A 25,186-nucleotide genomic window follows, 5' to 3' on the forward strand; every position below is an offset into this window, starting at 1 on the left:
CAATAACGATAAAAAAAGCGCCTTGTAAGGCGCTTTTTGTTTTTCTTGGCTGATATTACTTAGCGGTTACGCTTCATCAATAACCATAAACTTAATGTTAGGAAGAGTATTCCCGGTACTAATGCTGCAATCACTGCCGGTATGCCATAAACCAGACTTAATCGCCCTGAAACCTCATTGACGATATAGAATAAGAAGCCAAAAGAGATACCCGTTAAGACTCTTAATCCCATTGGTACTGTACGTAATGGGCCAAAAATAAATGACAATGCCATCAACATCATTACTGCAACAGAGACTGGAGCAAAGATTTTTTTCCAAAAGTTCAGCTCATAGTTTGCTGATTCTTGCCCACTCTGTTTTAAATATTTAACGTACTGATAGAGTCCGCTGATCGATAATGCATCCGGATCTAACGCCACAACACTTAATTTTTCTGGCGTTAATCGAGTTGGCCACTCAAGTGATACCTGTTTTTTACCTGTAATCTTTTGTGGATCAGTTAAATCAGATTGATCAACCTGTTTCAACATCCACGTTTTTTTATCCACATCATAGATTGCACTTGATGCATAACGTACTGTTTCTAATTTTCTATCATTACTAAAATTATACAGAGTGATACCTTGCATCTCATTTTGGCTCTTTATTCTGTTGATATGAATAAATTGATTGCCATCTTTAGCCCACATACCACGGTTAGTAGAAACTAAAGAATTACCCATGATTTTTTCAGCGCGATAGTTACGTGCGTATTGCTCACCTTGTGGTGCGCCCCATTCACCAATCAGTACGGTTAACAGTACTAACGGGATCGCGGTTTTCATCACAGAGCCTGCAATTTGCAAACGGGTAAACCCTGAAGCTTGCATCACCACTAGCTCACTACGTGTTGCCAATGCACCTAATCCTAATAATGCGCCGAGTAACGCAGCCATGGGGAAAAAGATCTGCACATCTTTAAGGATATTTAAAATGGCGTAAATACCCGCATCCAGTGTGGTGAAATCCCCTTGTCCTACTTTACGGAGTTGATCAACAAATTTGATAATGCCGGAGAGTGAAACCAGCAAAAATAACGTCATCAAAATTGACTGTAAAATAGTACGCCCGATATATTTATCTAATACACCAAACATCAGGCAACTCCTTTCTTAAAGCGAGCACGGAATTTACGCATAGGCAAGGTATCCCAAACATTCAATAAGATAGCCAAGGCAAGATAAACGCCATTAACACTCCACATTGCAATTAGCGGATCCAGTTTTCCTTTTTCACCATTAGAGTGCAATGAACTTTGTAATAAGAAGAACACCAAATAAAGCAGCATGGCAGGTAGCATACTTAATACACGGCCTTGGCGCGGGTTTACCTCACTTAAAGGTACGACCATCACAGCCATAATGACAACAGAGAAAATCAAGGTTAAGCGCCAATGGAATTCAGCAATAGACTCTGTTTCATTAGAATGCCAAAGCTCAGTCATCGTTTTTTGTTCTACACGGTTACTGCTAATAGTAGATTCACGGTGCCCAATAACAGCTTGGTAGTCATTAAAATCAGTAATACGAAAATCACGTAATACAGCCGTACCTTCATAGCGAGTTCCCTCACTTAATACGACTATCTGATTCCCGTTAGGTAATTCTTTGGTATAACCTTTATCTGCCACTACGACAGAAGGACGCTGATCTTGCGTTGGACGCAACTGTGCAAGGAACACATCTTGGAATTGATTTCCTTTTACACTACCAAGATAGAGCACCATATTGCGGTCACTGGACATTTTAAATTGCCCTTCCATCAATGCAGCTAAACTTGGGTTTGCTTTAGCATCCTCAAGGACTTGCTCTTGATGTACCGAAGACCAAGGAATCAGCCAAATGACATTTCCTGCGGCTAATGCGCTGGTCAGTAGTGAGAGCAACAGTGCAGCTTGCACTAATGCTTTCTTACCTATCCCGCACGCATTCATGACGGTTATCTCACTTTCAACATAAAGTTTGCTGTAAGTCATCAGAAGGCCAAGAAAAAGGCTTAATGGAAGAATAAGCTGTGCCATCTCAGGAATTCCCAGCCACAGCAGAGAAATCACGAGGTTTGTAGGAATGTTACCTTCAACAGCAGCCCCTAAAATTTCAACCAGTTTCTGGCTAAAGAAGATAAGCATCAAAATAAATAAGATGGCTATCTGACTTTTAAGGGTTTCCCGAGCTAAATATCGAATTATAATCACGCTAGTTATGCCTGTGAAAACTTGTCTTTTTGCAGGAAAATCGCTAACTTCGTTGTATATCTATCATTTGTGCATCTCAGTTAGACATTCTTGCAGCCCAAATGATATCAAAACATGCTATAAACAGGTTCCCAATAAGAACAAGCTTATAAGTTAGCTAAATTAGTTGTGTTCAATTAATGCATTTAGCTTAACATAAAAAGTAAACTTTCTATGGGGTAGATTAATGCGGATCACTATTCTAAACGATACTTTCCGTTTTTGTCTTTAATATTCAGGAGAACGCATGGAGTTTAATGTAAAAAGCGGCAGCCCAGAGAAACAACGCAGCGCTTGTATTATCGTGGGGGTGTTTGAGCCTCGTCGTTTATCTCCGATCGCGGAGCAACTTGATAAAATCAGTGATGGCTATATCAGCGCCCTGTTACGCAGAGGTGAACTGGAAGGCAAAGTCGGACAATCATTGCTGTTACATCATGTACCAAATGTTCTCTCTGAGCGCGTTTTACTGATTGGTTGCGGTAAAGAGCGTGAATTGGATGAACGCCAGTATAAACAGATCATTCAAAAAACCATTAACACTCTCAATGAAACTGGCTCGATGGAAGCTGTATGCTTTCTGACTGAGTTGCATGTTAAAGGTCGTAATAATTACTGGAAAGTACGTCAAGCGGTTGAGACTGCAAAAGACTGCCTCTATACCTTTGATCAACTGAAAAGCAATAAAACAGAATTACGTCGTCCATTGCGTAAAATGGTCTTTAATGTACCTACTCGTCGTGAACTCCCAAGTGGTGAACGCGCAATTGCACACGGTTTAGCCATCGCATCAGGTATTAAGGCATGTAAAGATTTAGCTAACATGCCACCTAATATTTGTAATGCCGCTTATTTAGCGTCTCAAGCTCGTCAATTAGCAGACTCATCTTCAAATGTATCTACGCGTGTTATTGGCGAAGAACAAATGAAAGAGCTCAATATGAATGCTTACCTCGCGGTAGGACAAGGCTCTCAAAATGAATCTTTAATGTCGATTATCGAATATAAAGGCAATAAAGATCCTGAAGCACGCCCAATCGTATTAGTAGGTAAAGGACTGACATTCGACTCTGGTGGTATTTCTATCAAACCTGCTGATGGCATGGATGAGATGAAATACGACATGTGTGGTGCAGCAACGGTTTACGGTGTGATGCGTGTTGTGGCTGAACTCCAGTTGCCAATCAACGTTATTGGCGTACTTGCAGGCTGTGAAAACATGCCGGGTGGAAAAGCGTATCGCCCTGGTGATATTTTAACAACCATGTCAGGCCAAACCGTTGAAGTATTAAATACTGATGCTGAAGGCCGTTTAGTGCTGTGTGATACGTTAACTTATGTTGAGCGCTTCGAGCCTGAATTAGTTGTCGATATCGCAACATTAACAGGCGCTTGTATGGTGGCTTTAGGTCATCACTACAGCGGATTAATGTCTAATCATAATCCGTTAGCACATGAGTTAATGAATGCATCAGAGCAAGCAGGTGATCGCGCTTGGCGTTTACCATTAGGCGATGAGTTCTATGAACAAATCGAATCTAATTTTGCTGACTTAGCAAATACAGGTGGCCGTTTAGGTGGTGCAATTACTGCCGGTTGTTTCTTAGCGCGTTTTGCGACTAAATATAACTGGGCTCACTTGGATATTGCAGGTACCGCATGGCGTTCTGGCAAAGCAAAAGGCGCAACAGGCCGTCCTGTTTCTTTATTGTCTCAGTTCTTACTCAATCGCGCGGGTTTGAATAGCGACGATTAATACCGCATAATTATCAGGGTTAAGGTATTACCCTATTATTATGGTAAATAGAGCAGACTCCAAGAAGGGTATTGCAACGCAATACCCTTCTGTTATCGGGATATCATGAAAAACGCCACGTTTTATTTAATGGAACACCCATCAATACACGAAGATTTACAGGCTCATGAGTGGCTTGCCTGTCAACTTACCGCTGAACATTGGCGATTAGGCAAACGTATTTTGTTGGTTTGTGAGTCTCAGGCTCAAGCTGAATTGCTTGATGAGGCATTATGGACAAGAGAACCTCATCAGTTTGTTCCTCATAATCTTGCAGGTGAAGGCCCTCGTTATGGCTCTCCTGTTGAATTATGTTGGCCTGGAAAACGTGGTAATGCACCTCGTGATCTCTTGATTAATTTGCAATCGCAATTCGTAGACTTTGCCACAGCTTTCCATGAAGTGATAGACTTTGTACCTATTGATGAACAATTGAAACAGTTGGCGCGTGAACGATATAAAATTTATCGTAGCGTCGGCTTTACTTTGACAATGGCTACGCCGCCAACCTATTGAATACGTAAAGAATATGGAAAATAAATCCGCACCAAAAGAGCCATCGCTCGACACAACATATAATCCAGCAGAGATTGAACAACCTCTGTATCAGCATTGGGAAAAAAACGGCTACTTTAAAGCCAATGGCGATACAACGAAAGAAAGCTTCTGTATCGTGATCCCACCGCCAAACGTTACGGGTAGCCTACATATGGGCCATGCTTTCCAGCAGACCATCATGGATACCATGATCCGTTACCAGCGCATGCAAGGTAAAAATACCTTATGGCAGTCAGGTACTGACCATGCGGGCATCGCGACTCAAATGGTCGTTGAGCGTAAAATTGCTGCTGAAGAAGGTAAAAATCGTCATGACTATGGTCGTGATGCATTTATCGACAAAATCTGGGAATGGAAAGCGGAATCAGGCGGTAACATTTCTAACCAAATGCGTCGTTTAGGTAACTCTGTTGATTGGGAACGTGAACGTTTCACAATGGATGAAGGGTTATCTAAAGCGGTTAAAGAAGCTTTTGTTCGCTTACATAAAGAAGATCTCATCTACCGTGGTAAACGCCTTGTAAACTGGGATCCTAAATTACACACGGCGATTTCTGATCTTGAAGTTGAAAACCGTGAAGTTAAAGGATCTATGTGGCATTTGCGTTATCCTCTAGCGGATGGGGCAAAAACAGCTGAAGGTAAAGATTACCTGATTGTTGCAACAACACGTCCTGAAACCATGTTAGGTGATACTGGTGTTGCTGTTAACCCTGAAGATCCTCGCTATAAAGATTTAATTGGTAAAGAAATTATTCTACCAATCGTTAACCGTCGTATCCCTATTTTAGCGGACGAACACGCTGATATGGAAAAAGGGACTGGTTGCGTAAAAATCACCCCTGCTCACGACTTTAATGACTATGAAGTTGGACGTCGTCATCAATTACCAATGATTAATATCATGGATTTTGACGGCAATATCCGAGTCAGCGCAGAAGTATTAGACACCAACGGTGTTGAATCTGACGTTTACAGCACTGAAATTCCAGAAGCCTACCAAGGTATGGAACGCTTTGCTGCACGTAAAGCAATGGTCGCTGAATTTGAACGTCTAGGTTTATTAGAAGAGATCAAACCTCACGATTTAACCGTACCTTACGGCGACCGTGGTGGCGTGGTTATCGAACCTTTATTAACAGACCAATGGTATGTTCGCGCAGCACCTTTAGCGAAACCTGCCGTTGAAGCAGTTAAAAATGGTGATATCCAATTTGTACCAAAACAATACGAAAACATGTACTTCTCATGGATGAATGATATCCAGGATTGGTGTATTTCTCGTCAACTGTGGTGGGGTCACCGTATCCCTGCTTGGTATGACAACCAAGGCAACGTTTATGTTGGTCGTGACGAAGAAGAAGTTCGTCGTGAAAACAATATCGCTGCTGATGTCGCATTACGCCAAGATGATGACGTACTGGATACGTGGTTCTCATCTGCACTGTGGACATTCTCAACATTAGGCTGGCCTGAAAACACAGAAGCACTAAAAACATTCCATCCAACGAATGTATTAGTCAGTGGATTCGATATTATTTTCTTCTGGATCGCCCGCATGATCATGATGACCATGCACTTTATCAAAGATGAAGACGGTAAACCGCAAATTCCATTTAATACGGTTTACATGACAGGTCTTATTCGTGATGAAGAAGGCCAGAAGATGTCAAAATCCAAAGGTAACGTACTTGATCCTCTGGATATGATTGACGGTATTTCATTAGAGAACCTGTTAGAAAAACGTACTGGTAATATGATGCAGCCACAAATGGCTGAAAAAATTGCTAAACGTACTAGCAAAGAATTCCCTGAAGGTATTGAAGCACACGGTACAGATGCTCTGCGCTTTACCTTAGCGGCATTAGCTTCAACAGGTCGCGATATTAACTGGGATATGAAACGTCTATCAGGCTACCGTAACTTCTGTAACAAGCTGTGGAATGCAAGCCGCTTTGTTCTGATGAATACAGAAGATCAAGATTGTGGCTACCAAGGTGGTGAGATGACATTCTCACTGGCTGACCGTTGGATCTTAGCTGAATTTAATAATACCGTTAAAGCCTATCGCGAAGCATTAGATAACTATCGTTTCGATATCGCTGCCGGTATTTTATATGAGTTCACTTGGAACCAATTCTGTGACTGGTATCTTGAGCTATCAAAACCTGCGGTACACAAAGGTAATGATGCACAAAAACGCGCAGCACGTCATACACTGATTGAAGTGTTAGAAGGCTTACTGCGTCTTGCTCACCCAATTATTCCATTTATCACAGAGACAATCTGGCAACGTGTGAAGGAAGTTAAAGGCATTGAAGGTGAAACCATCATGCTACAAGCTTTCCCTGAGTTCGATGCTTCACTAGTGGACGAACAAGCACTTAACGATCTTGAGTGGATCAAAGAAGTTATCGTTGCGGTTCGTAATATCCGTGCTGAAATGAATATTGCTCCGGGTAAACCACTTGAAGTTATCTTACGTGGTGCCGATGACAATGCGAAACGCCGCGTTAGTGACAATATTGGTTTCTTAAAAGCAATGGGTCGCTTAGCTGATATCCGTCCATTAGCAGAAGGCGAAGAAGCGCCATTATCGGTTAATAAACTGGTTAACGGTGCAGAATTGCTGATCCCAATGGCGGGCTTTATCGATAAAGATGCAGAGCTTGCACGTTTAGATAAAGAGCTTGAAAAAGTAGAAAAAGATATCTCAACTTTAGACAGCAAATTATCTAACGATGGCTTTGTTAGCCGTGCGCCAGAAGCGGTTGTTGCTAAAGAGCGTGAACGCTTAGCGACATGCTTAAATGCAAAAGAGAAGCTAATCACACAGAAAGCCTCTATCGCCTCTTTATAAGCACTATCGCTTTAAAGACACTGAGATTAATAATGAAAACCCGCGTTTACCGCGGGTTTTTTACTTGGTATATCCCTGTTAAAAAATAAAACCATTTTTCACTTTATTTTTTATTATTCACGGTTCTATTCTCGGTAATATGCCTTTCTCCTCCTTATTTTCACTTAAATTTAATCACTCACTAAAATATAACGCTAGAAACAAAAGGAATAAGTAAGCAAAGAGAAAGGGTTAACGGTTTACAAACACACTTAATCAATTAAGATAGTTTTTGTGGCCATCCGAGCTACTTTCAATGAAGAAGTTCCTTTCCGGTGCTCTCTCAATAAATAATCAAAAAATATTCTACTAATAAGTGAAAACGATGAGTGCAACTATGACTGCAACCCAAGCTATAACCTCAAATATTGTTATCCGAGCCATTGAAGAAAAAGATAACGCAGGTATTGCACGCGTTATTCGTGAAGTCTCGGCAGAGCATGGTTTAACTGCCGATAAAGGCTTCGCGGTTGCCGATCCAATTTTAGATACTCTCTATGAAGTTTATCATCAGCCACGCAGTGCTTACTGGGTTGTTGAAATGGATGGAGAAGTTGTTGGTGGGGGTGGTGTCGCACCACTTGCTGGTGGCGATGGCAATACTTGTGAACTACAAAAAATGTACCTTTCATCCAAATTACGAGGCAAAGGTATTGCGAAAAAAATCGTTCTGCAATCTCTTGAATTTGGTAAAGAGCAAGGCTTTAGCCGTTGCTATTTAGAAACCACAGATATCTTAAAAGCGGCTGTCGGTTTATACGAAAAACTAGGATTCGAATTTATTGATGAAGCATTAGGCAACACTGGACATAGTGATTGTGAGATCCGTATGGTGAAGCCACTTTAAGCGTTCTTGCTGTTCCCTACGTAATACAATAAATAAAATAAGCTCTACTTTACCCGCATTTTTTATGCGGGTTTTTATTAGCAGAAAATAGCATCTATTAACACAAATCCTGTTTATCAAAATGATATAAATACAGTATATTTCTATGCTTATTTTCACAATTAATTTTTTAATTAATTATTATCAAAATATTATTAATAAAATTCTTATCTTAAATTTTATTAAAACCTACAAGTTTAAATCGTTTTTCATTCCACTCTAGATAATTATATTTCCCTTCTTAAATAAAATATTATTTATCTTATTTTATATTTAAAAAAAGAGATTTTTTTATATTGCTATTTATAGCTAATTTAATATCTTTATGCAGATAAAGTCATGCATTGGCTTTTATAACTCTAAAATTTAAAAGGAATTTTTTCATGAAAAACTTTGTTAAAATTGCACTTATTGCTTCTGTAATTACTGTAATGACTGGTTGTACTGGAAGCGTATACAATAAAGAAAAAGACTGTAACTACGACTACTTACTGCACCCAGCAGTTTCTATTTCTAAAATCATTGGCGGTTGTGGCGACACAAGCAAATAAGATTTAAGAAATAAACGTATTAATAAACTACATTCTGACTTATTGTTGCTAAGAAAGGATGTAGTTTTTTCAGTTTTAAAAATAGAATCAAATAAAAATCAATTACACTAAGAGCTATTTCATCAATTATTTAAATATAGCCTCTTTATTATTCCTACTCTCTTTATTACATTCTTTTTCTTTCTTTTTCACCATCCAAAGTCATTCATTTTTTTTGAATACCATCAACAAATTCCCCCTATTTTATTCATCACGCGAACGCTTTATGATCAGCCTCATTAAGAAATCGCAATAATCTGTATTACCTCCTTCTGTGTCTTGGTTATTGCGGTTTCTTTCCTTAACTCGGAGAACAATCATGACTATCAGACAGATTAATCATATTTATTCGGCGCCAAATTCACACTGGGTAGGTAATGGCTTTCCTGTCAGCACCTTATTTTCCTATCAGGAAAATGGTGAGAAACATAGCCCGTTTCTGCTGATGGATTATGCCGAGCCAACACTATTTAAACCTGTTACCAATGCCCGTGGTGTAGGAGCGCATCCTCATCGTGGATTTGAAACCGTAACAATCGCCTATCAAGGTGAAGTTTCTCATCATGACTCTAAAGGTCATGCTGGAACGATTACCGCAGGTGATGTGCAATGGATGACCGCTGCTTCTGGCATTTTGCATAAAGAGTATCACTCTGAAAAAATGACCAAAGAAGGCGGTGTATTGGAAATGGTGCAACTTTGGGTGAATCTGCCGACAGCGTACAAAATGACACAGCCTCGTTATCAGGCACTGAAAGCAGAGGATATCCCTCATGTTGAATTATCGAATAACCAAGGTTATGTCAGAGTAATTGCTGGTAATTATGCCGATACACAAGGTGTAGCAATGACCTACTCACCGCTGAATGTGTGGGATCTGCGTTTAAATCGTGCAGGTATTTCACATCACAGTATTCCTGAAGGTCATAATGCAATGTTGTTTGTAGTAAAAGGGGCCGTACATATCAATGACAGTGAAATTGCACGTCAACACGATATGGTGATGTTAGATAATCATGGCGATACACTGACATTAGAATCAATGGGTGACACCATTGTTTTAATTCTAACAGGTGAGCCGATTAACGAGCCTATTGCAGGGCAAGGACCTTTTGTTATGAACACACAAGAAGAGCTACTACAAGCTTTTGATGATTATGACAATGGTAAATTTGGTGTAATGGATTAATAAGATTACCTTAAAAACAATAACACCAGTCACAAAGCAACAATTTTGTGGCTGGTGCTATATTGCACTGATAAATCAGGTACAAAAGGACAACATTTAGCAAAAATTAATGTAAACGTGATGACTTATCAGACTCTTCGTCGTCGTCTTCGCCTTCACCGTCTTCATCATCATACTCTGCGTCAGGATCTTCAAAATAAGTACCCCAACCATCGTAATAAACACCCATTTTTTCAGCTAAATTCATTAGTTGCTCAACTTGAGCATCAATAAGTTCAGCGTTCAAACCACTTTCACTTACTGCATCAAAGCAAACTAAAATATCACCTGATTCGACTTCAATTTCCTCAGGCTCAGTCACTTCGTAACCTAATTTAAAAACTTCAACGGCTGCTTTTTCTAGTGTTTCAAAATTTTCACAAGAAATATGATGCTCAATGGCATACAGTGCATCTGGATCACTGCCATCTTCCAGTAATTCTTCAATAATAAGACGTGTTTCTTCACGTTGTTCTGCTAACTCTTTGCTGTCCGCCATAATCATGCTCCGCAATAGTCTGAAAAGGTATCTTGTTCATTCTCCCACAGGCAGGATCAACACTCCATACTTAATATGATGCCCTTATCGCATACTGTTTAAATTAAAAGTTTTCCTTTAGGGGTTGATGATGAATATTTATTAATATAAATTGAATATAAATTCAATAACAGGATATCACCCATGAACCCTTTTTATCAAAAATCATTCTTACGTTTACTTGATTTTTCACCTGCTGAAATTCAACAGCTGCTTACATTGTCAGCTCAATTGAAAAAAGCAAAAAAATCAGGTCAAGAAAATCAATATCTTACTGGAAAAAATATCGCACTGATTTTTGAAAAAGACTCAACACGTACCCGTTGCGCATTTGAAGTCGCTGCATTTGATCAAGGCGCAAGAGTGACTTATTTAGGAGGCGGAAGCCAAATTGGACATAAAGAATCGATAAAAGATACCGCGCGTGTATTAGGCCGTATGTACGATGGCATTCAGTATCGGGGCTACGGACAAAAAACGGTAGATGCACTTGCACAATATTCAGGTGTACCTGTTTGGAATGGTTTAACCAATGAATTTCACCCAACACAATTATTAGCTGATTTACTGACTATCGCAGAACATCAAACTAAACCATTATCAGAAACGGTATTTGCTTACCTTGGTGATGCTCGTAACAACATGGGAAATACCATGCTGGAAGCAGCAGCATTAACAGGAATGGATTTACGTTTAGTTGCACCTAAAGCATGTTGGCCTGAAGCAGGTTTAGTTGCTCAATGCCAAGAGATTGCCAAGAAAAATGGTGGAAATATCACGCTAACTGAAAATGTAGCTGAAGGCGTTAAAAATGCTGATTTTCTTTACACTGATGTGTGGGTTTCTATGGGCGAACCTAAAGAGGTGTGGAAAGAGCGTATTGCTTTACTTAAGCCTTATCAGGTCAATATGGGTGTTATAAAATTAACCGGAAATCCAGAAGTCAAATTCCTTCACTGTTTACCCGCTTTTCATGATGAAGAAACAACGATGGGTAAAGCATTAGCTGAAGAATTTAATCTCTATGGTGGCTTTGAAGTTACTGATGAGGTTTTTGAATCAAAACACAGCATTGTGTTTGATGAAGCAGAAAATCGTCTTCACACCATAAAAGCGGTGATGGTCGCTACCCTTGCAAATCCATTCTAAAATACATAATCATGCAAAACACCTATTTTTTATTTATAAAAAAATAGGTGTTTTCTTCGTTTTATCTCAAGCTTATTGATTTTTAAATTAAAAAAATTTTTTTTGCAAAAAATAAAAGCAAACGCTTGCGTGCAACTCTAAGATGCGTATAATGCGCCACAATTTGTCAGGAGGAAAGATGAAACAGCGCCTATTCCAATTCGTAACAAAAACAAGCACCTTAACTGGTCGCAAGCGCATTCTCTTTTTTCCAATAGCCCAATTTTTTAAAACCCCTCTTATTGAGGGGTTTTTTTTGGCCTATAAAAAACCATCTACCGCACAATTCATCGCCAAAGGAGAACTCTAATGACTAATCCGCTCTACCAAAAGCATATTATCTCCATCAATGATCTGGACAGGGAAGATTTGGAGTCTGTTCTTCACGTTGCTAATAAACTCAAACAGCAACCTAATAACGAATTGTTGAAAGACAAAGTGATTGCGAGCTGTTTTTTTGAAGCATCAACACGTACTCGTTTATCATTTGAGACAGCTATTCACCGCCTAGGTGCATCAGTTGTCGGTTTTTCTGATGGAAGCAACACTTCACTGGGTAAAAAAGGTGAAACATTAGCAGATACCATTTCGGTTCTTCGTACTTATGCTGATGCTATTGTTATTCGCCATCCTCAAGAAGGTGCAGCGCGTTTAGCCTCTGAGTTTGCTGGCGATATTCCAGTACTCAATGCAGGTGATGGTGCAAATCAGCATCCAACTCAGACTTTATTGGACTTGTTTACCATCCAAGAAACGCAAGACCGATTGGATAATCTCAATATCGCGATGGTCGGTGACTTAAAATATGGCAGAACAGTGCATTCACTGGCACAAGCATTGGCGAAATTTAAAGGTAATCATCTCTATTTTATTGCCCCTAAAGTGCTTGCCATGCCAGAACATATTCTTCACTTGCTGGAAGAAAATGGTGTTGAATATAGCCAGCATGAAACAGTAGATGAAGTGATGCCAGAGCTAGATATTCTGTATATGACTCGCGTACAAAAAGAGCGTTTAGACCCATCTGAATACGCAAATGTTAAAGCTCAATTTGTTTTAACGAGCGCTGATTTAGTGAATGTAAAAGATAATCTCAAAATCCTACACCCACTACCACGTATCGATGAAATCACGACAGATGTAGATAAAACACCTTACGCTTACTATTTCCAACAAGCAGGCAACGGTATCTACGCACGTCAGGCATTACTTGCCTTAGTTCTGAATAAAAACTTAGTTCTTTAATAAGGAGCACACCATGACACATGATCACAAACTAAAAGTTGAAGCTATCAAACGTGGGACTGTTATTGATCATATTCCAGCGCAGGTGGGCTTTAAAATTCTTTCACTGTTTCGCCTAACAGAGACTGATGAAAGAATAACAGTAGGTTTTAATTTACCTTCAGAAAATTTAGGTAAAAAAGACTTAATTAAAATCGAAAATGTCTTTTTAACCTCTGAGCAAGCAAACCGTTTAGCGATGTATGCGCCTCAAGCAACTGTAAATATCATCGATGATTATCAAGTCGTTAATAAGATGGCATTAAGCTTGCCAGAATTGCTTGAAGATGTGGTGCCTTGTCCTAATAGCAACTGTATTAGCCATAACGAGCCAGTACAAAGTAGTTTTCGTGTCAAAAAACTGGCCTCAGATGTTGTATTAACCTGCAAGTACTGTGAAAAAGAGTTCGAACGCCACGCGGTTATTCGTTAATTCTTTTAACTATCTGCTCGCAAGGGCAGATAGTTTTAAAGGCATTTAAATTATGCTCGAGTAATATAATAAAATTTCTAAAGCTACTTTTACTTCAGGTATTAATAGATGTAATCTAAAACAGCTACCTATCAAAATAACATCTTCTTTTTCTTTATCGTGATTATTTATAGACATCTATAGATACACTTCTCCCAAAAAGTATAAACTTTTTAAGAAAAATAGAATAATTACCTATTAAAAGCTTCAAGGCTATTTATATTAAAAATGAAAATAGCATATCCTTTCTTTTTTATGAAAAAATTTACTATAACTTCACCACTTTTATGGGCTAAAAATAGCGTCAAACCGCACTACTGCTCTTCATTTATTTTCTTTTTATAATTGCAGACTTTATGATAAAGCCTGACATCTGTCATATTGCTAACCTGAAGCGCTGGCTATAATAGCGCCACACTAATCGAATGTTAGCGTTAATCTTATAAAAACAGGAGTTCTAAATGTCTTACGAAATTAATACCGATAAAGCCCCAGCTGCGATTGGTCCTTATGTACAAGGCGTTGATTTAGGTAACTTAGTGATCACTTCAGGTCAATTACCAGTTGATCCTGCAACCGGTGAATTTGTTTCTGATAATGCAGCAGAACAAGCTCGTCAATCTTTAGAAAACGTAAAAGCAATCATTGAAAAAGCGGGTTTAACTGTTGCTAATATCATCAAAACCACTGTTTTCGTAAAAGATTTAAATGATTTCGGTACGATCAATGCTGCTTATGAAGCATTCTTCAAAGAGCATAACGCTGCATTCCCTGCTCGCTCTTGTGTTGAAGTTGCACGTTTACCAAAAGATGCAAAAGTAGAAATCGAAGTTATCGCTATCCGTTAATTTCGTCTCAATAGCAAGCCATAAAAAAGCAAAGGTCTCTTTATGAGCACTTTGCTTTTTTTATGTTCTCACTTTTTGATGAATAATTTATCACTTCTGTTTTTGGCACATATTTACAATTCAGCCAATCCCTCTTGATGCCTGACGTAGCAAAAATACCTTGATGCAGATCAGTTTTAATGAAGATTATTTCCCTTCCAATTACTATATATTGTGCTTTAATACATATCGACCTACAACATATAGTAATTATACACATCTTATCCACAATAAGCCTGAATGCTGTGCCATCACCTGTTTTTATGGGATTTGAGCCTGTGGATAAATAGTTAAGGAGCAAGATTGTGAAAACCATAGTGATAAAACGAGACGGATGTAAAGTCTCTTTTGACCAAACCCGCATCAGCGATGCTATCAAAAGAGCCGCCGTAGCTTGTGAGATCACTGATGATGATTATTGCGTATCCGTCGCTGAATCTGTTTCACAATCTCTCGCAGGACGTTCGAATGTCGATATCCGTGAGATCCAAGACGCCGTAGAAAATCAGCTGATGGCTGGTGAACATAAAGATGTCGCCAGAGCCTATATTGAATACCGTCATGACCGAGATGTTGCTCGTGAGCAACGTGGAAGACTAACTCAGGAAATCCGAGGTCTTATCGAACAAAGTGATGTCTCTATTCTTCATGAAAATGCGAATAAAGACAGTAAGGTTATCCCTACCCAGCGTGATTTACTTGCGGGTATTGTGGCTAAACATTACGCAAAATTGCATATCCTGCCAAGAGATGTGGTACTCGCTCATGAGCGTGGTGAAATTCATTATCATGATCTCGATTATTCACCGTTTTTCCCTATGTTTAACTGCATGCTAATTGACCTTAAAGGCATGTTAAACAATGGCTTTAAAATGGGAAATGCGGAAATAGAACCCCCTAAATCTATTTCAACAGCAACAGCAGTAACTGCACAAATTATCGCACAAGTGGCAAGCCATATTTATGGCGGTACAACGATAAATCGTATCGATGAAGTATTAGCGCCGTTTGTAAAATCAAGTTATGACAAACACTATAAAGTAGCGCAAGAGTGGCAAATTGCTGATAAAGAAGCCTATGCAAATGCGCGCACTGAAAAAGAGTGTTATGACGCATTTCAATCTTTAGAGTATGAAGTTAATACACTGCATACAGCTAATGGGCAAACACCATTTGTCACTTTTGGTTTTGGCCTTGGTACGTCAAAAGAAGCGCGTTTAATTCAACGATCTATTCTTGAAAATCGTATGGCTGGTTTAGGCAAAAACCGTAAAACAGCTGTTTTCCCTAAACTCGTTTTTGCCATTAAAGATGGTTTAAACCATAAATTTGGCGATCCTAACTACGATATCAAACAACTTGCACTTGAATGTGCAAGTAAACGCATGTATCCCGATATCTTAAATTACGATCAAGTTGTTAAGGTAACAGGTTCATTTAAAACGCCAATGGGTTGCCGTAGCTTCTTAGGTGTTTACGAAGAAAATGGTGAGATGATCCATGAAGGTCGTAATAACCTCGGTGTTATCAGCCTGAACTTGCCACGTATTGCTATTGAAGCTCAAGGTGATGAAGCGACATTCTGGTCGCTACTTGACGATCGCCTCGAGTTAGCGAAAAAAGCACTGATGACACGTATTGCTCGTTTAGAAAACGTCAAAGCACGTGTTGCCCCAATCCTTTATATGGAAGGCGCTTGTGGTGTTCGCTTAAAAGCAGATGATAATGTAGCTGAAATCTTTAAACATGGCAGAGCATCAATCTCATTAGGTTATATCGGTGTTCATGAAACCATTAATGCACTGTTTGGTACCCAAAAACACGTTTTTGATGATGAGACCTTAAGAGAAAAAGCTGTCGCAATTATTAATCGTCTGCGTGAAGCAACAGATCAGTGGAAAACAGAAACTGGCTATGGTTTTAGCCTTTACAGCACACCAAGTGAAAACTTATGTGATCGTTTCTGTCGCTTAGATGCAGCTGAATTCGGTATTTTACCGGGTGTAACGGATAAAGGTTATTACACCAATAGCTTCCACTTAGATGTTGAGAAGAAAGTAAATCCATACGACAAACTGGATTTTGAAGCGCCTTATCCTCCATTAGCCAATGGCGGTTTCATTTGTTACGGCGAATATCCAAACTTACAGCATAACCTTAAAGCGTTAGAAGATGTGTGGGATTACAGCTATACCCGCGTTCCTTATTATGGAACAAACACTCCGATTGATGAATGTTATGACTGTGGTTATACCGGTGAATTCTCTTGTACTAGCAAAGGCTTTACTTGCCCACGTTGTGGTAATCACAACCCAGCGAGAGTTTCCGTTATTCGCCGTGTATGTGGATATTTAGGTAGCCCAGATTCACGCCCATTTAATGCGGGAAAACAAGAAGAAGTTAAACGTCGCGTAAAACATCTGGCAAATGGTCAGTTAGGTTAAAAGTGTGAATTACCATCAATACTACCCTGTTGATGTTGTCAATGGCCCAGGTACTCGTTGCACCCTGTTTGTTGCAGGGTGCATACACCAATGTCGAGGCTGCTATAACAAATCAACGTGGTCATTAACGTCAGGCAAGCCATTTACACAAGAGATGGAAGATCAGATTATTGCGGATCTCCAAGACGACCGTATTAAACGACAAGGATTATCACTTTCAGGTGGCGATCCGCTACACCCTCAAAATCTTTCTGCTATATTAAAATTGGTAAAACGCGTTAAAACGGAATGCCCTGAGAAAGATATTTGGGTTTGGACTGGCTACTTACTGGCTGACTTAACCCCAGAGCAGCAAGAAGTCGTTAACTTTATTAACGTACTGATTGATGGGAAGTTCGTACAAGAACTTTATGATCCCGCATTACTGTGGCGTGGTAGTAGTAATCAGGTGATCCATAAATTGAAGTAATACACATTGAATTAACTGGAGGATGTATGCCTTTAAGTGATAATAAATATGTAAGCTTTTCTGAAGATCATGAACTGAACTACCATTTAAAAAAATGGGGTAAAAAGCAGTCTAAAGCGAATCGAGAACAACTCGTGAAGCTAGGCGCTGAATTAAAAAAGAAACTCGGCGCTAAACATCTCCAACATACTGAAATAGATGCTGAGATAGAAAAAAATCTTTCATCATTTGAATAATATCTAAAAGCCCATTTTTATAATGGGCTTTTTTCTTTCATCATTCGTATTTACTCACCTCCGTTATCGAATACGAATCATTTTCAAAAAATAATAGTCAAAGTGATTAGTTTTGTTTTATTATTAACGCTATCAACTATTCTTTTTTATGATGATACTTAATATGAAAAGAACACTTTTTCTTTTTTTTTCAATAATTTTACTTTCTGGTTGTAACAGTACTTGGGAACCCACAGGTGCATCAGATTACACATTACAAGAAGCTAAAATGCTTTGTGAACTCGATGCGAATACTCGCTATCCTATTCGCAAAGAAGTGCTACAACGTACTGTTTATCATGATGTAGAAAAAACGTGTCGTAAAGAAGATAAATATCACTGTGGTGATAATAAAACCTACACTGAACGTGTGCCAATGACAGAAAGTTATGTTGAAGACATTAATAAACTTGACAGATACACTTTCTATACCTCATGTATGTCTTTAAAAGGATGGGAACAAAAAAATCATTATTTTTGGGAATAAAGAAAATTTAAGAAGAATAAGAAAGTTAATCACGTTGCCAATAAAGCTTGGTCCCAAAGCCCAACCGATTATTTACCATCTTAATTTCTTGCAATTGTAATTCCCATAAAGGTACATGGATGGCGGCTAATGCGACAGGAAAACGTAAACAATAATATTTTCTTGCGTTGATGTCGTCTTTACCAGTCAGTAAAGAAACAGACCCCGTGAATTGAATACCCTGTAAATCTGATACGGCAATTTCTTGTGTGCTGATACTTCCGGCAACTAATAAGTTTTCCTGCATCATTTGTGCATGGCGTGTTTTCTTTTCAGAAAGAAAAACAAGCCTCATTTGACTTTCATCAAACCAATAAAAACAATTAGCACACCAAATATCACCCAATGAACATGTTGTGCATAAGGTAAACACATGGTTGTTACGTATATATTGTTTAATTATTTTGATCGAATCTAATGAAGACATAACATACCTGCATAGAAACAAAAAGAGACGCTGTTTAGATGATAATTATATCATCAAAACGAGCGTCTTACCGCGTGTCTCTTATTACAGGTTATTTATCGGGAATAGTTAAAATTAACGATAAATTTCAGCATTTACAGTGAGGTAATCATCACCTGTAGCGCCGACAACTTTAAAGCCTTTTGCACCTTCATCTTTTGCAATTTGGGCAATCTTAGTTGTTAAACCATCTAAAGTATCGCTACCTGTGATTGTGATATACTCACCATTCACCGAAGGACTTTTTGATACGCTATCAGATGCGATTGAACCGAATGAAATAGCACTTAAAGCTAATGTAGCAGCGATTAATGTAGATTTTTTCATAATAAACTCCAAGTAAATTCTAATTTTGTTAGGTATCGCGGAGTGTCTCTCTGTGATGTGGATCATATTATGCGCTTTAGTTTAAATTTAAAATTAGCAATAATTGCTGTTCACTTTCAAAAAAATTGAATGTCTTTTTTTAAATGATAGGACTTACTGTCACAAATATTTCACAACATATTGATATATTTGATAGATTTCGTTTTGATAAAACGATAAATTACTCACTTAAAAAATTAAGAAATATTATTTATCAAAAGAGAAAATAGCACGAAAAGGAAAAATGATGACGGAGACAATGTGGTCACTCTATATTGTTAGAAATCGTCTCGGTTCCCTTTATACAGGGATCACGACAAATGTTGAGAGACGTTTTCAACAACATCAGAATGGAACGGGTGCTAAAGCACTGAAAGGTAAAGGCCCTTTATTACTAGAATTTTATTGTCAGGTAGGGAATAGGCAACGAGCTTCTCAACTTGAATACCAATTAAAGCAGTTGAAAAAGACGCAAAAAGAAAAGCTGATCATTGACCAGCCTTCAGACATTACACTGTATTTAATACAGGATAAATAAATTTAGCTAAATTGGTCAAACAATGGTGAATAGTTGACTAAACCATGGATATCATCAACATTGCCATTTTCTAACGCATAAAGCTGAAAAGCCTCTTCTGTATCAGGCCATTTGCAATGTAAGCCCTGTGACTTAGCTGGGATAAAACCTAATTTTTGATAATACTCAGGCTCCCCCAACACCACAACTGCACCGTAACCAAATTCATTTAAGCTATCTAACCCTTCATTAATCAGTTGACGTCCAATACCTTGGTTTTGGAAATCAGGTGCAACAGCAAGTGGTGCAAGTCCTACCCACTGGCAATCTTTTCCATCAATATCAACAGGTGTAAAACCGATATAGCCAATCAATTGGCCTTCATCGCTAATTGCTACCATGCCTAATGTTAATAACCCTTCTTCACGTAAATGCCCGACTAAATCAGCTTCACTACCTGTCGGAAATGCTTGGCGTAAAAGGTTATCAATTGCAGGAATATCAACGGGAATTTCAACACGTATTAGCATGAAGTTGAGCTCAGTTCATGGCTGTGCAGAGTGTCTTCTTTTTCTTCTTGAAGCCCACTTTTTACAAACTCAGCCAGTTGTAATAAACCAAAACGCAACACAGATGGCATTGAGTCTAATTCAATTGCATCCATCAGGTTCTTAACATATAACCCGAGTTCTGTATCACCCTCAATTTGTAGACGACGTTGGAAAAATAAGGTGTCAGGATCTTCTTTGCGAGCAGCAATTAAAATAAGATCATTAGCATTTCCGCTAAAGCTGACATCTTCTTTTTCTAAGCGACTAACCACTAATTTATCATCACGAACACTGATAAACCACTGTAAATGTAAGTCTCTTATCTCGACTTTTAGCCATTTCTCTTCTAAAAAGTGTAAGTCACCTTCAGCTAACGACTCACGAAACTGCCAACTTAAAAACTGTTCTAAGATGTCCCGTTGCAGAGCAAATGGGGTAACTTGTAAAGGGTAACGTAAAAAACGAGGCCCTTCTTTAACCAAATGGGTACGAATTTTGTTAAACACGTTCGGACTCCTATAAATAAAATTACGGGCTATTGTGCCAGATATAGACAGATATTCTGCGATCCTATATCAATATTCGGTTAATCCGTTGTTCACATTTTGAGTTCTTTGATTTTACTTAAGCAAAAAACAGAGTTCTCTGCCCTAAATCAAAACCTTTTTTTATCTTGCTCATTACAATTTCCGATCATTCTTAATTTCTAAAGGGAAGTGAAGATGGAATTACTGTGCCCAGCGGGTAATTTACCTGCCTTAAAAGCGGCCATAGATAATGGCGCGGATGCCGTTTATATCGGTTTAAAAGATGATACGAATGCAAGACATTTTGCGGGTTTGAATTTCACAGAAAAGAAGTTACAAGAAGCGGTTAATTATGTTCACCGCCACCAGCGAAAATTGCATATTGCAATAAACACTTTTGCTCACCCTGATGGGTTTGAACGCTGGCAAAAAGCGGTTGATATGGCAGCATCTTTAGGTGCTGATGCTCTTATTTTGGCGGATATCGCCATGTTAGAATACGCCGCAGAACGTTATCCTCATATTGAGCGCCATGTTTCAGTGCAAGCTTCTGCAACCAATACACAAGCGATTGAATTTTATCAACGTAACTTTGATGTGGCCCGTATTGTTCTTCCTCGAGTTCTATCTATTCATCAAGTAAAACAATTAGCACAAACTAGTCCAGTACCTTTAGAAGTTTTTGCCTTTGGTAGCTTATGTATTATGGCTGAAGGTCGATGCTATCTCTCTTCTTATTTAACTGGTGAATCCCCTAATACCGTGGGGGCTTGCTCCCCTGCTCGTTTTGTACGTTGGCAACAAACACCGCAAGGAATGGAGTCTCGCCTTAATGACGTACTTATCGACCGCTATTCACCTAATGAGAATGCAGGTTATCCAACATTGTGCAAAGGACGCTATTTTGTTGATGATCACTGTTATCACGCATTAGAAGAGCCTACGAGCCTCAATACTCTTTCACTATTACCAGAGTTAATGGCGATGAACATCGCATCTGTCAAAATTGAAGGTCGTCAACGTAGTCCTGCTTATGTTACTGAAGTTGCAAGGGTTTGGCGTGCAGCTATCGATCAATGCAAAAAAGATCCTCAAGGCTTTAGTACTAACCCTCGTTGGATGAATGCATTAGGAAAAATTTCAGAAGGGACACAAACGACATTGGGTGCTTATCACCGTAAATGGCAATAATAAGGATAAGAAAATGAAATATGCATTAGGCTCTGTACTTTATTATTGGCAAAAAGAAGCACTTGAAGCGTTCTATGAAAAAGCAAAACATAGTGATGCTGATATTATTTATCTAGGTGAAACAGTTTGTAGTAAACGCCGAGAAACCAAGCCTCAAGATTGGATCAACCTCGCCAAAGAAGTGGCTAAAAGTGGTAAGCAAGTGGTTCTTTCTACCTTAGCGTTATTACAAGCACCTTCTGAATTAAAAGAAATTGCTAAGTTAGTTGATAACGGTGAGTTTTTAGTTGAAGCGCATGATTTTGGCGTGATCAATATGCTTTACGAACGTCATCTTCCTTTTGTGGCTGGCCACGGGCTTAATTGCTACAACGCTTATGCGTTACGTTTGTTGCATAAACAAGGAATGATGCGTTGGTGTATGCCTGTTGAGCTTTCTCGCGAATGGTTAAGCAACCTTCTAACCCAATGTGAAACATTAGGTATTAGAGATAAATTCGAGGTTGAAGTCCTAGCTTATGGACATCTTCCTTTGGCTTATTCAGCGCGCTGTTTTACTGCTCGTTCTGAAAATCGCTCTAAAGATGATTGTGAGACCTGCTGCCAAAAATACCCTCAAGGCCGTGAAGTACTCTCACAAGAAAATCAGCAAGTATTTGTTCTTAATGGTATTCAAACACAAAGTGGCTATTGTTATAACTTGGGTAATGATCAAACATCAATGGCAGGTTTAGTGGATATTATCCGTTTATCTCCTGAATCTGATGCTATTTTTGATACCTTGCAACAATTTCGCCAAAATGAACAAGGTCAACAACCACTGACAACAATTCATCACCATGACTGTAATGGCTATTGGCGTAAGTTAGCCGGGTTGGAGTTAGTGGAATAAAAATATTTTAGCACATCATAATATGATTAAATAAAAAGCCCGTACGGGCTTTTTATTTTGGCTCACCGCGATGATGTAACCAATGTTTAAATTGGTGCGTAATATGTCTTAACTCACCATTACGTAACATACCCACCAGTACGCCTAACACGGTGTAAATCACACCTAAAACCAGCATCATCACAATATCGCCTAATATGCTTTGGAATGATAATCCCATTTGATTTATACCTGCCATGGCGTTTACTGCCCATGTAGAAGGTAGTGCAGATGAGATTGCAAATACCCAGTCAGGCATCGCTTGTAATGGCCAAATCGTACCAGAAATATAGAATACCGGTGTTGTAACAAATGCCAATGTCAGATAAATCATCTCAACACTGCGTAAGCACTCTGTAATTAACTTGCCAAGACCTAATACAGCCAATAGGAATGGGAAAGTGAGCATCCATACTTGGTAAAGGGGAGCTTCTTGGCGATAGCCTAATACCCAAGGCCATAATGCAAAGAATACGGCAGATAAAAATAACCAAATAGGAATAAGTGCAGATAACGCCCCTAAATAAACCGCTAATGGTGGCTTTCCTTTTGGCGTACTTCTCACAGCAATACTGACTCGGACACAAGCAATTAAAAGCGAGTGTTGTAATAACATGACTAATAAGCCCGGGAAAATAATTGCAGCAAAACTTACCCCTGGGTTATACATCGCTATGGTTTCACCCTGAATAGGCTTTAATAGAATTTTCGATTGTTCAACACTAAAGCCCGCATTTTGTAAAATGCGCCCATTGTAAGAATCTAATAACTGTTGATATGCCAACATCAATTCTTGTTGAATTTGCCCACTGGCAAGGCGGTTTGTAGCATCACCAAAGACCGGAACAGTGACATCTTTACCATTCAATAATTTCTTCTCGAAATCAGTTGGAACAATAATGATGGCAAAAAGCTCACGCATAATCATATCGTGACGAGCTTCATCTAAATTATCGTAATTTTTAATGCTTAATTTAGGTGTGGAATTTAATGCCCGAATAAGTGAATAACTTGCAGGGCTATGATCTTGATTAATCACTGCCACAGGTAAATCCCATAGAACTGGTTTGGCATACACCAAACTCATAATACATAGGGAAACGATAAGTAGCATCCACATCGGTTTTTCTAACATCCCCAGTAGAACGCGCTTAAAAGTTTGGAAATACATCTGCATCATGCAACACCTACCTGTAATTCCAATCGTTTAAAAATACGTTTGCGAACTAAGAAGGCGATGGCAAAAGGATAAATCAGCAAGAGCGAACAAACATATAAAATACCTTGTAGTGATACTTCTCTTAAGAAGATATCAAACATGGCATTTAAGGCGTGAGTTAATGGCTCTAAATTAGAAATAATCTGTGCAGGTAAGATCATTGAAAGCTCAGGTACAGCCATACCTGAAAATGCCAATGCAATACTCACCAACATACCTATCATACTGTATGCTGTTATTGCACTATTGGTAAATGCAAAGAGCAGTAACCCCACACTTTGAGCTGCAATAATATAGAAGAACCCCACCAACACCATATATAGCGGATTACCGTTCACCTTCGCCCCCGAAAAATGTACTAATGCCGCCAATTCAACAATTAACAAGGTTAAGAAAAACAAGGTGTAAGGGCTGAGTTTACCAATAAGGGCACAGGTGAAAGGCTTAATATTCAATAGCATATTACCGCGTGATAACGAATAAATCGTACAAGTCACAACAAATAGCTGGAGCATATGAATAGTAGCTGCAAATTGCTGATAATAAATATAGCTGCCACTGGCATTAAACAAGCTGTCATAAGAGAGCGTCACTTTTGCCAATGGAGGAACAGGTTTATTCATCTCTTGAGCTAAAACAGTGCGATATTGCGCATTAAGCTCTGCAATTAATCCACTAAAATCCTGTATTGCATAACTTCCTGCTGCATAATACAACCCGTTGTAATACATACGTGTGGTAGGTTGCTTTCCTGCTAATACCTTGCTTTCAAAGTGTCGAGGAATGGTGAGTATCGCATAATCTTTTGCACTACCAAGCCGTTCCATTGCTGTTCGAGGATTACCATCTAACGTATTTAATTGCGCATGAGAGCCTGCATTTAAGTCTCTGATCAGTGTTCTTGATAACGGGCTATTATCGTTATTGATCACCGAAACGGGTAAATTCAGCAGTGTACCTTCAGAAAAGTTAGCACTAATTAACGTGAACAACATCAATGGAAATAGCCAGCTTAGCCAGTGAAAAACGGGGCTACGTACTGCCATATGAGTTTCTCGTGAAAATGCGCTACTAAAGCCACGCCAAGCTGCCTTTACTCTCATT

At 38.9% G+C, this 25,186-nt stretch carries 27 protein-coding genes; 18 read left to right on the plus strand and 9 right to left on the minus strand.

Annotation, left to right across the window (positions count from 1 at the left end):
* Positions 1 to 59: 59 nt before the first annotated feature.
* Entirely contained in the window at positions 60 to 1,139 is a 1,080-nt protein-coding gene (gene lptG / locus DK857_RS08165) for an LPS export ABC transporter permease LptG (RefSeq protein ID WP_109394624.1), read from the minus strand.
* Positions 1,139 to 2,236, minus strand: a complete 1,098-nt coding sequence (lptF, locus tag DK857_RS08170; protein ID WP_088493952.1) for an LPS export ABC transporter permease LptF — start codon at positions 2,234 to 2,236, stop codon at positions 1,139 to 1,141. The genes lptG and lptF overlap by 1 nt, the downstream gene beginning before the upstream one ends.
* Before the next feature lie 286 nt (positions 2,237 to 2,522).
* On the opposite strand from lptF, the gene pepA reads away from it, so the two are divergent.
* The 6 genes from pepA to DK857_RS08200 all read left to right on the plus strand — a co-directional run bounded on the left by pepA (position 2,523) and on the right by DK857_RS08200 (position 10,192).
* A complete protein-coding gene (pepA, locus tag DK857_RS08175; RefSeq protein WP_088493953.1) occupies positions 2,523 to 4,031 on the plus strand; it encodes a leucyl aminopeptidase in 1,509 nt (502 codons plus the stop codon).
* Between the two features lie 105 nt (positions 4,032 to 4,136).
* Positions 4,137 to 4,586, plus strand: coding sequence for a DNA polymerase III subunit chi (locus DK857_RS08180; RefSeq protein WP_109401961.1), 450 nt, complete (start codon positions 4,137 to 4,139; stop codon positions 4,584 to 4,586).
* A gap of 13 nt (positions 4,587 to 4,599) precedes the next feature.
* Positions 4,600 to 7,488 carry a valine--tRNA ligase gene (locus DK857_RS08185; protein WP_109401962.1) on the plus strand — a complete coding sequence of 963 codons (2,889 nt, stop codon included), beginning with the start codon at positions 4,600 to 4,602 and terminating at the stop codon, positions 7,486 to 7,488.
* Between the two features lie 376 nt (positions 7,489 to 7,864).
* Entirely contained in the window at positions 7,865 to 8,374 is a 510-nt protein-coding gene (locus DK857_RS08190) for a GNAT family N-acetyltransferase (RefSeq protein WP_109394761.1), read from the plus strand.
* A gap of 422 nt (positions 8,375 to 8,796) precedes the next feature.
* Positions 8,797 to 8,964: a YhfL family protein gene (locus tag DK857_RS08195; protein ID WP_036914671.1), complete on the plus strand. Its 168-nt coding sequence runs from the start codon at positions 8,797 to 8,799 to the stop codon at positions 8,962 to 8,964.
* Positions 8,965 to 9,322: 358 nt separating this feature from the next.
* Positions 9,323 to 10,192, plus strand: a complete 870-nt coding sequence (locus DK857_RS08200) for a pirin family protein (protein ID WP_109401963.1) — start codon at positions 9,323 to 9,325, stop codon at positions 10,190 to 10,192.
* A 106-nt stretch (positions 10,193 to 10,298) separates the two neighbouring features.
* On the opposite strand, the gene rraB is transcribed toward DK857_RS08200, so the two are convergent.
* Positions 10,299 to 10,730 carry a ribonuclease E inhibitor RraB gene (gene rraB / locus DK857_RS08205; protein WP_109401964.1) on the minus strand — a complete coding sequence of 144 codons (432 nt, stop codon included), beginning with the start codon at positions 10,728 to 10,730 and terminating at the stop codon, positions 10,299 to 10,301.
* 183 nt (positions 10,731 to 10,913) lie between these two features.
* On the opposite strand from rraB, the gene argF reads away from it, so the two are divergent.
* The 9 genes from argF to DK857_RS08250 all read left to right on the plus strand — a co-directional run bounded on the left by argF (position 10,914) and on the right by DK857_RS08250 (position 18,275).
* The gene (argF, locus tag DK857_RS08210) at positions 10,914 to 11,918 is read left to right on the plus strand and encodes an ornithine carbamoyltransferase (protein WP_109401965.1); all 1,005 of its coding nucleotides are present in this window, start codon (positions 10,914 to 10,916) and stop codon (positions 11,916 to 11,918) included.
* Between the two features lie 178 nt (positions 11,919 to 12,096).
* A complete protein-coding gene (locus DK857_RS19230) occupies positions 12,097 to 12,267 on the plus strand; it encodes a hypothetical protein (RefSeq protein WP_162556530.1) in 171 nt (56 codons plus the stop codon).
* Positions 12,267 to 13,202, plus strand: a complete 936-nt coding sequence (gene pyrB, locus DK857_RS08215) for an aspartate carbamoyltransferase (protein WP_109401966.1) — start codon at positions 12,267 to 12,269, stop codon at positions 13,200 to 13,202. Before DK857_RS19230 ends, pyrB begins: the two co-directional genes overlap by 1 nt.
* 13 nt (positions 13,203 to 13,215) lie before the next feature.
* Positions 13,216 to 13,674, plus strand: coding sequence for an aspartate carbamoyltransferase regulatory subunit (pyrI, locus tag DK857_RS08220; RefSeq protein WP_006535648.1), 459 nt, complete (start codon positions 13,216 to 13,218; stop codon positions 13,672 to 13,674).
* A gap of 500 nt (positions 13,675 to 14,174) precedes the next feature.
* The gene (locus DK857_RS08225) at positions 14,175 to 14,561 is read left to right on the plus strand and encodes a RidA family protein (RefSeq protein ID WP_006535650.1); all 387 of its coding nucleotides are present in this window, start codon (positions 14,175 to 14,177) and stop codon (positions 14,559 to 14,561) included.
* Positions 14,562 to 14,905: 344 nt separating this feature from the next.
* A complete protein-coding gene (gene nrdD / locus DK857_RS08235) occupies positions 14,906 to 17,044 on the plus strand; it encodes an anaerobic ribonucleoside-triphosphate reductase (protein WP_109401967.1) in 2,139 nt (712 codons plus the stop codon).
* 4 nt (positions 17,045 to 17,048) lie between these two features.
* The gene (nrdG, locus tag DK857_RS08240) at positions 17,049 to 17,513 is read left to right on the plus strand and encodes an anaerobic ribonucleoside-triphosphate reductase-activating protein (protein ID WP_109394638.1); all 465 of its coding nucleotides are present in this window, start codon (positions 17,049 to 17,051) and stop codon (positions 17,511 to 17,513) included.
* A 26-nt stretch (positions 17,514 to 17,539) separates the two neighbouring features.
* A complete protein-coding gene (locus DK857_RS08245) occupies positions 17,540 to 17,749 on the plus strand; it encodes a hypothetical protein (protein ID WP_075673606.1) in 210 nt (69 codons plus the stop codon).
* Positions 17,750 to 17,912: 163 nt separating this feature from the next.
* Positions 17,913 to 18,275 carry a membrane lipoprotein lipid attachment site-containing protein gene (locus DK857_RS08250; protein ID WP_109394640.1) on the plus strand — a complete coding sequence of 121 codons (363 nt, stop codon included), beginning with the start codon at positions 17,913 to 17,915 and terminating at the stop codon, positions 18,273 to 18,275.
* A gap of 25 nt (positions 18,276 to 18,300) precedes the next feature.
* Here the strand turns inward: DK857_RS08250 and DK857_RS08255 are convergent, their stop codons facing one another.
* Positions 18,301 to 18,741, minus strand: coding sequence for a YhbP family protein (locus tag DK857_RS08255; RefSeq protein ID WP_109394642.1), 441 nt, complete (start codon positions 18,739 to 18,741; stop codon positions 18,301 to 18,303).
* 114 nt (positions 18,742 to 18,855) lie between these two features.
* Positions 18,856 to 19,107: a YdgH/BhsA/McbA-like domain containing protein gene (locus DK857_RS08260; RefSeq protein WP_075673608.1), complete on the minus strand. Its 252-nt coding sequence runs from the start codon at positions 19,105 to 19,107 to the stop codon at positions 18,856 to 18,858.
* A gap of 286 nt (positions 19,108 to 19,393) precedes the next feature.
* Here DK857_RS08260 and DK857_RS08265 point away from each other — a divergent pair, with 286 nt between their 5' ends.
* Positions 19,394 to 19,684, plus strand: coding sequence for a GIY-YIG nuclease family protein (locus tag DK857_RS08265; RefSeq protein ID WP_109394644.1), 291 nt, complete (start codon positions 19,394 to 19,396; stop codon positions 19,682 to 19,684).
* Positions 19,685 to 19,686: 2 nt separating this feature from the next.
* On the opposite strand, the gene DK857_RS08270 is transcribed toward DK857_RS08265, so the two are convergent.
* The gene (locus DK857_RS08270; RefSeq protein WP_109401968.1) at positions 19,687 to 20,193 is read right to left on the minus strand and encodes a GNAT family N-acetyltransferase; all 507 of its coding nucleotides are present in this window, start codon (positions 20,191 to 20,193) and stop codon (positions 19,687 to 19,689) included.
* Positions 20,187 to 20,720, minus strand: a complete 534-nt coding sequence (gene ubiT / locus DK857_RS08275) for a ubiquinone anaerobic biosynthesis accessory factor UbiT (protein ID WP_109401969.1) — start codon at positions 20,718 to 20,720, stop codon at positions 20,187 to 20,189. Before ubiT ends, DK857_RS08270 begins: the two co-directional genes overlap by 7 nt.
* Positions 20,721 to 20,936: 216 nt before the next feature.
* Between ubiT and ubiU the strand changes: the two genes are divergently transcribed.
* A complete protein-coding gene (gene ubiU, locus DK857_RS08280) occupies positions 20,937 to 21,932 on the plus strand; it encodes a ubiquinone anaerobic biosynthesis protein UbiU (protein ID WP_075673611.1) in 996 nt (331 codons plus the stop codon).
* A gap of 13 nt (positions 21,933 to 21,945) precedes the next feature.
* Positions 21,946 to 22,824, plus strand: coding sequence for a U32 family peptidase (locus tag DK857_RS08285; protein ID WP_109401970.1), 879 nt, complete (start codon positions 21,946 to 21,948; stop codon positions 22,822 to 22,824).
* A gap of 52 nt (positions 22,825 to 22,876) precedes the next feature.
* Here the strand turns inward: DK857_RS08285 and DK857_RS08290 are convergent, their stop codons facing one another.
* Together DK857_RS08290 and DK857_RS08295 are read right to left on the minus strand one after the other, a co-directional pair.
* Entirely contained in the window at positions 22,877 to 24,040 is a 1,164-nt protein-coding gene (locus DK857_RS08290) for an ABC transporter permease (protein WP_109401971.1), read from the minus strand.
* On the minus strand, positions 24,040 to 25,185 hold the full coding sequence (locus tag DK857_RS08295) for an ABC transporter permease (protein ID WP_109394652.1): 1,146 nt from the start codon (positions 25,183 to 25,185) through the stop codon (positions 24,040 to 24,042). The genes DK857_RS08290 and DK857_RS08295 overlap by 1 nt, the downstream gene beginning before the upstream one ends.
* Position 25,186: the final 1 nt, after the last annotated feature.

Origin of the sequence: Proteus terrae (assembly GCF_003144325.1) — a bacterium.
Classification (GTDB): Bacteria; Pseudomonadota; Gammaproteobacteria; order Enterobacterales; family Enterobacteriaceae; genus Proteus; species Proteus terrae.

Excerpts from the sequence above, each read along its gene's own strand:
- DK857_RS19230 (WP_162556530.1), top strand. The coding sequence starts at position 12,097 with ATGAAACAGCGCCTATTCCAATTCGTAACAAAAACAAGCACCTTAACT.
- pepA (WP_088493953.1), top strand. The coding sequence starts at position 2,523 with ATGGAGTTTAATGTAAAAAGCGGCAGCCCAGAGAAACAACGCAGCGCT.
- DK857_RS08295 (WP_109394652.1), bottom strand. The coding sequence starts at position 25,185 with ATGAGAGTAAAGGCAGCTTGGCGTGGCTTTAGTAGCGCATTTTCACGA.
- pyrI (WP_006535648.1), top strand. The coding sequence starts at position 13,216 with ATGACACATGATCACAAACTAAAAGTTGAAGCTATCAAACGTGGGACT.
- DK857_RS08270 (WP_109401968.1), bottom strand. The coding sequence starts at position 20,193 with ATGCTAATACGTGTTGAAATTCCCGTTGATATTCCTGCAATTGATAAC.
- pyrB (WP_109401966.1), top strand. The coding sequence starts at position 12,267 with ATGACTAATCCGCTCTACCAAAAGCATATTATCTCCATCAATGATCTG.
- DK857_RS08185 (WP_109401962.1), top strand. The coding sequence starts at position 4,600 with ATGGAAAATAAATCCGCACCAAAAGAGCCATCGCTCGACACAACATAT.
- argF (WP_109401965.1), top strand. The coding sequence starts at position 10,914 with ATGAACCCTTTTTATCAAAAATCATTCTTACGTTTACTTGATTTTTCA.
- lptG (WP_109394624.1), bottom strand. The coding sequence starts at position 1,139 with ATGTTTGGTGTATTAGATAAATATATCGGGCGTACTATTTTACAGTCA.
- ubiU (WP_075673611.1), top strand. The coding sequence starts at position 20,937 with ATGGAATTACTGTGCCCAGCGGGTAATTTACCTGCCTTAAAAGCGGCC.
- DK857_RS08265 (WP_109394644.1), top strand. The coding sequence starts at position 19,394 with ATGACGGAGACAATGTGGTCACTCTATATTGTTAGAAATCGTCTCGGT.
- DK857_RS08225 (WP_006535650.1), top strand. The coding sequence starts at position 14,175 with ATGTCTTACGAAATTAATACCGATAAAGCCCCAGCTGCGATTGGTCCT.
- DK857_RS08180 (WP_109401961.1), top strand. The coding sequence starts at position 4,137 with ATGAAAAACGCCACGTTTTATTTAATGGAACACCCATCAATACACGAA.
- DK857_RS08260 (WP_075673608.1), bottom strand. The coding sequence starts at position 19,107 with ATGAAAAAATCTACATTAATCGCTGCTACATTAGCTTTAAGTGCTATT.
- DK857_RS08200 (WP_109401963.1), top strand. The coding sequence starts at position 9,323 with ATGACTATCAGACAGATTAATCATATTTATTCGGCGCCAAATTCACAC.
- DK857_RS08195 (WP_036914671.1), top strand. The coding sequence starts at position 8,797 with ATGAAAAACTTTGTTAAAATTGCACTTATTGCTTCTGTAATTACTGTA.
- rraB (WP_109401964.1), bottom strand. The coding sequence starts at position 10,730 with ATGGCGGACAGCAAAGAGTTAGCAGAACAACGTGAAGAAACACGTCTT.
- DK857_RS08255 (WP_109394642.1), bottom strand. The coding sequence starts at position 18,741 with ATGTCTTCATTAGATTCGATCAAAATAATTAAACAATATATACGTAAC.
- DK857_RS08245 (WP_075673606.1), top strand. The coding sequence starts at position 17,540 with ATGCCTTTAAGTGATAATAAATATGTAAGCTTTTCTGAAGATCATGAA.
- DK857_RS08250 (WP_109394640.1), top strand. The coding sequence starts at position 17,913 with ATGAAAAGAACACTTTTTCTTTTTTTTTCAATAATTTTACTTTCTGGT.
- DK857_RS08290 (WP_109401971.1), bottom strand. The coding sequence starts at position 24,040 with ATGCAGATGTATTTCCAAACTTTTAAGCGCGTTCTACTGGGGATGTTA.
- DK857_RS08190 (WP_109394761.1), top strand. The coding sequence starts at position 7,865 with ATGACTGCAACCCAAGCTATAACCTCAAATATTGTTATCCGAGCCATT.
- DK857_RS08285 (WP_109401970.1), top strand. The coding sequence starts at position 21,946 with ATGAAATATGCATTAGGCTCTGTACTTTATTATTGGCAAAAAGAAGCA.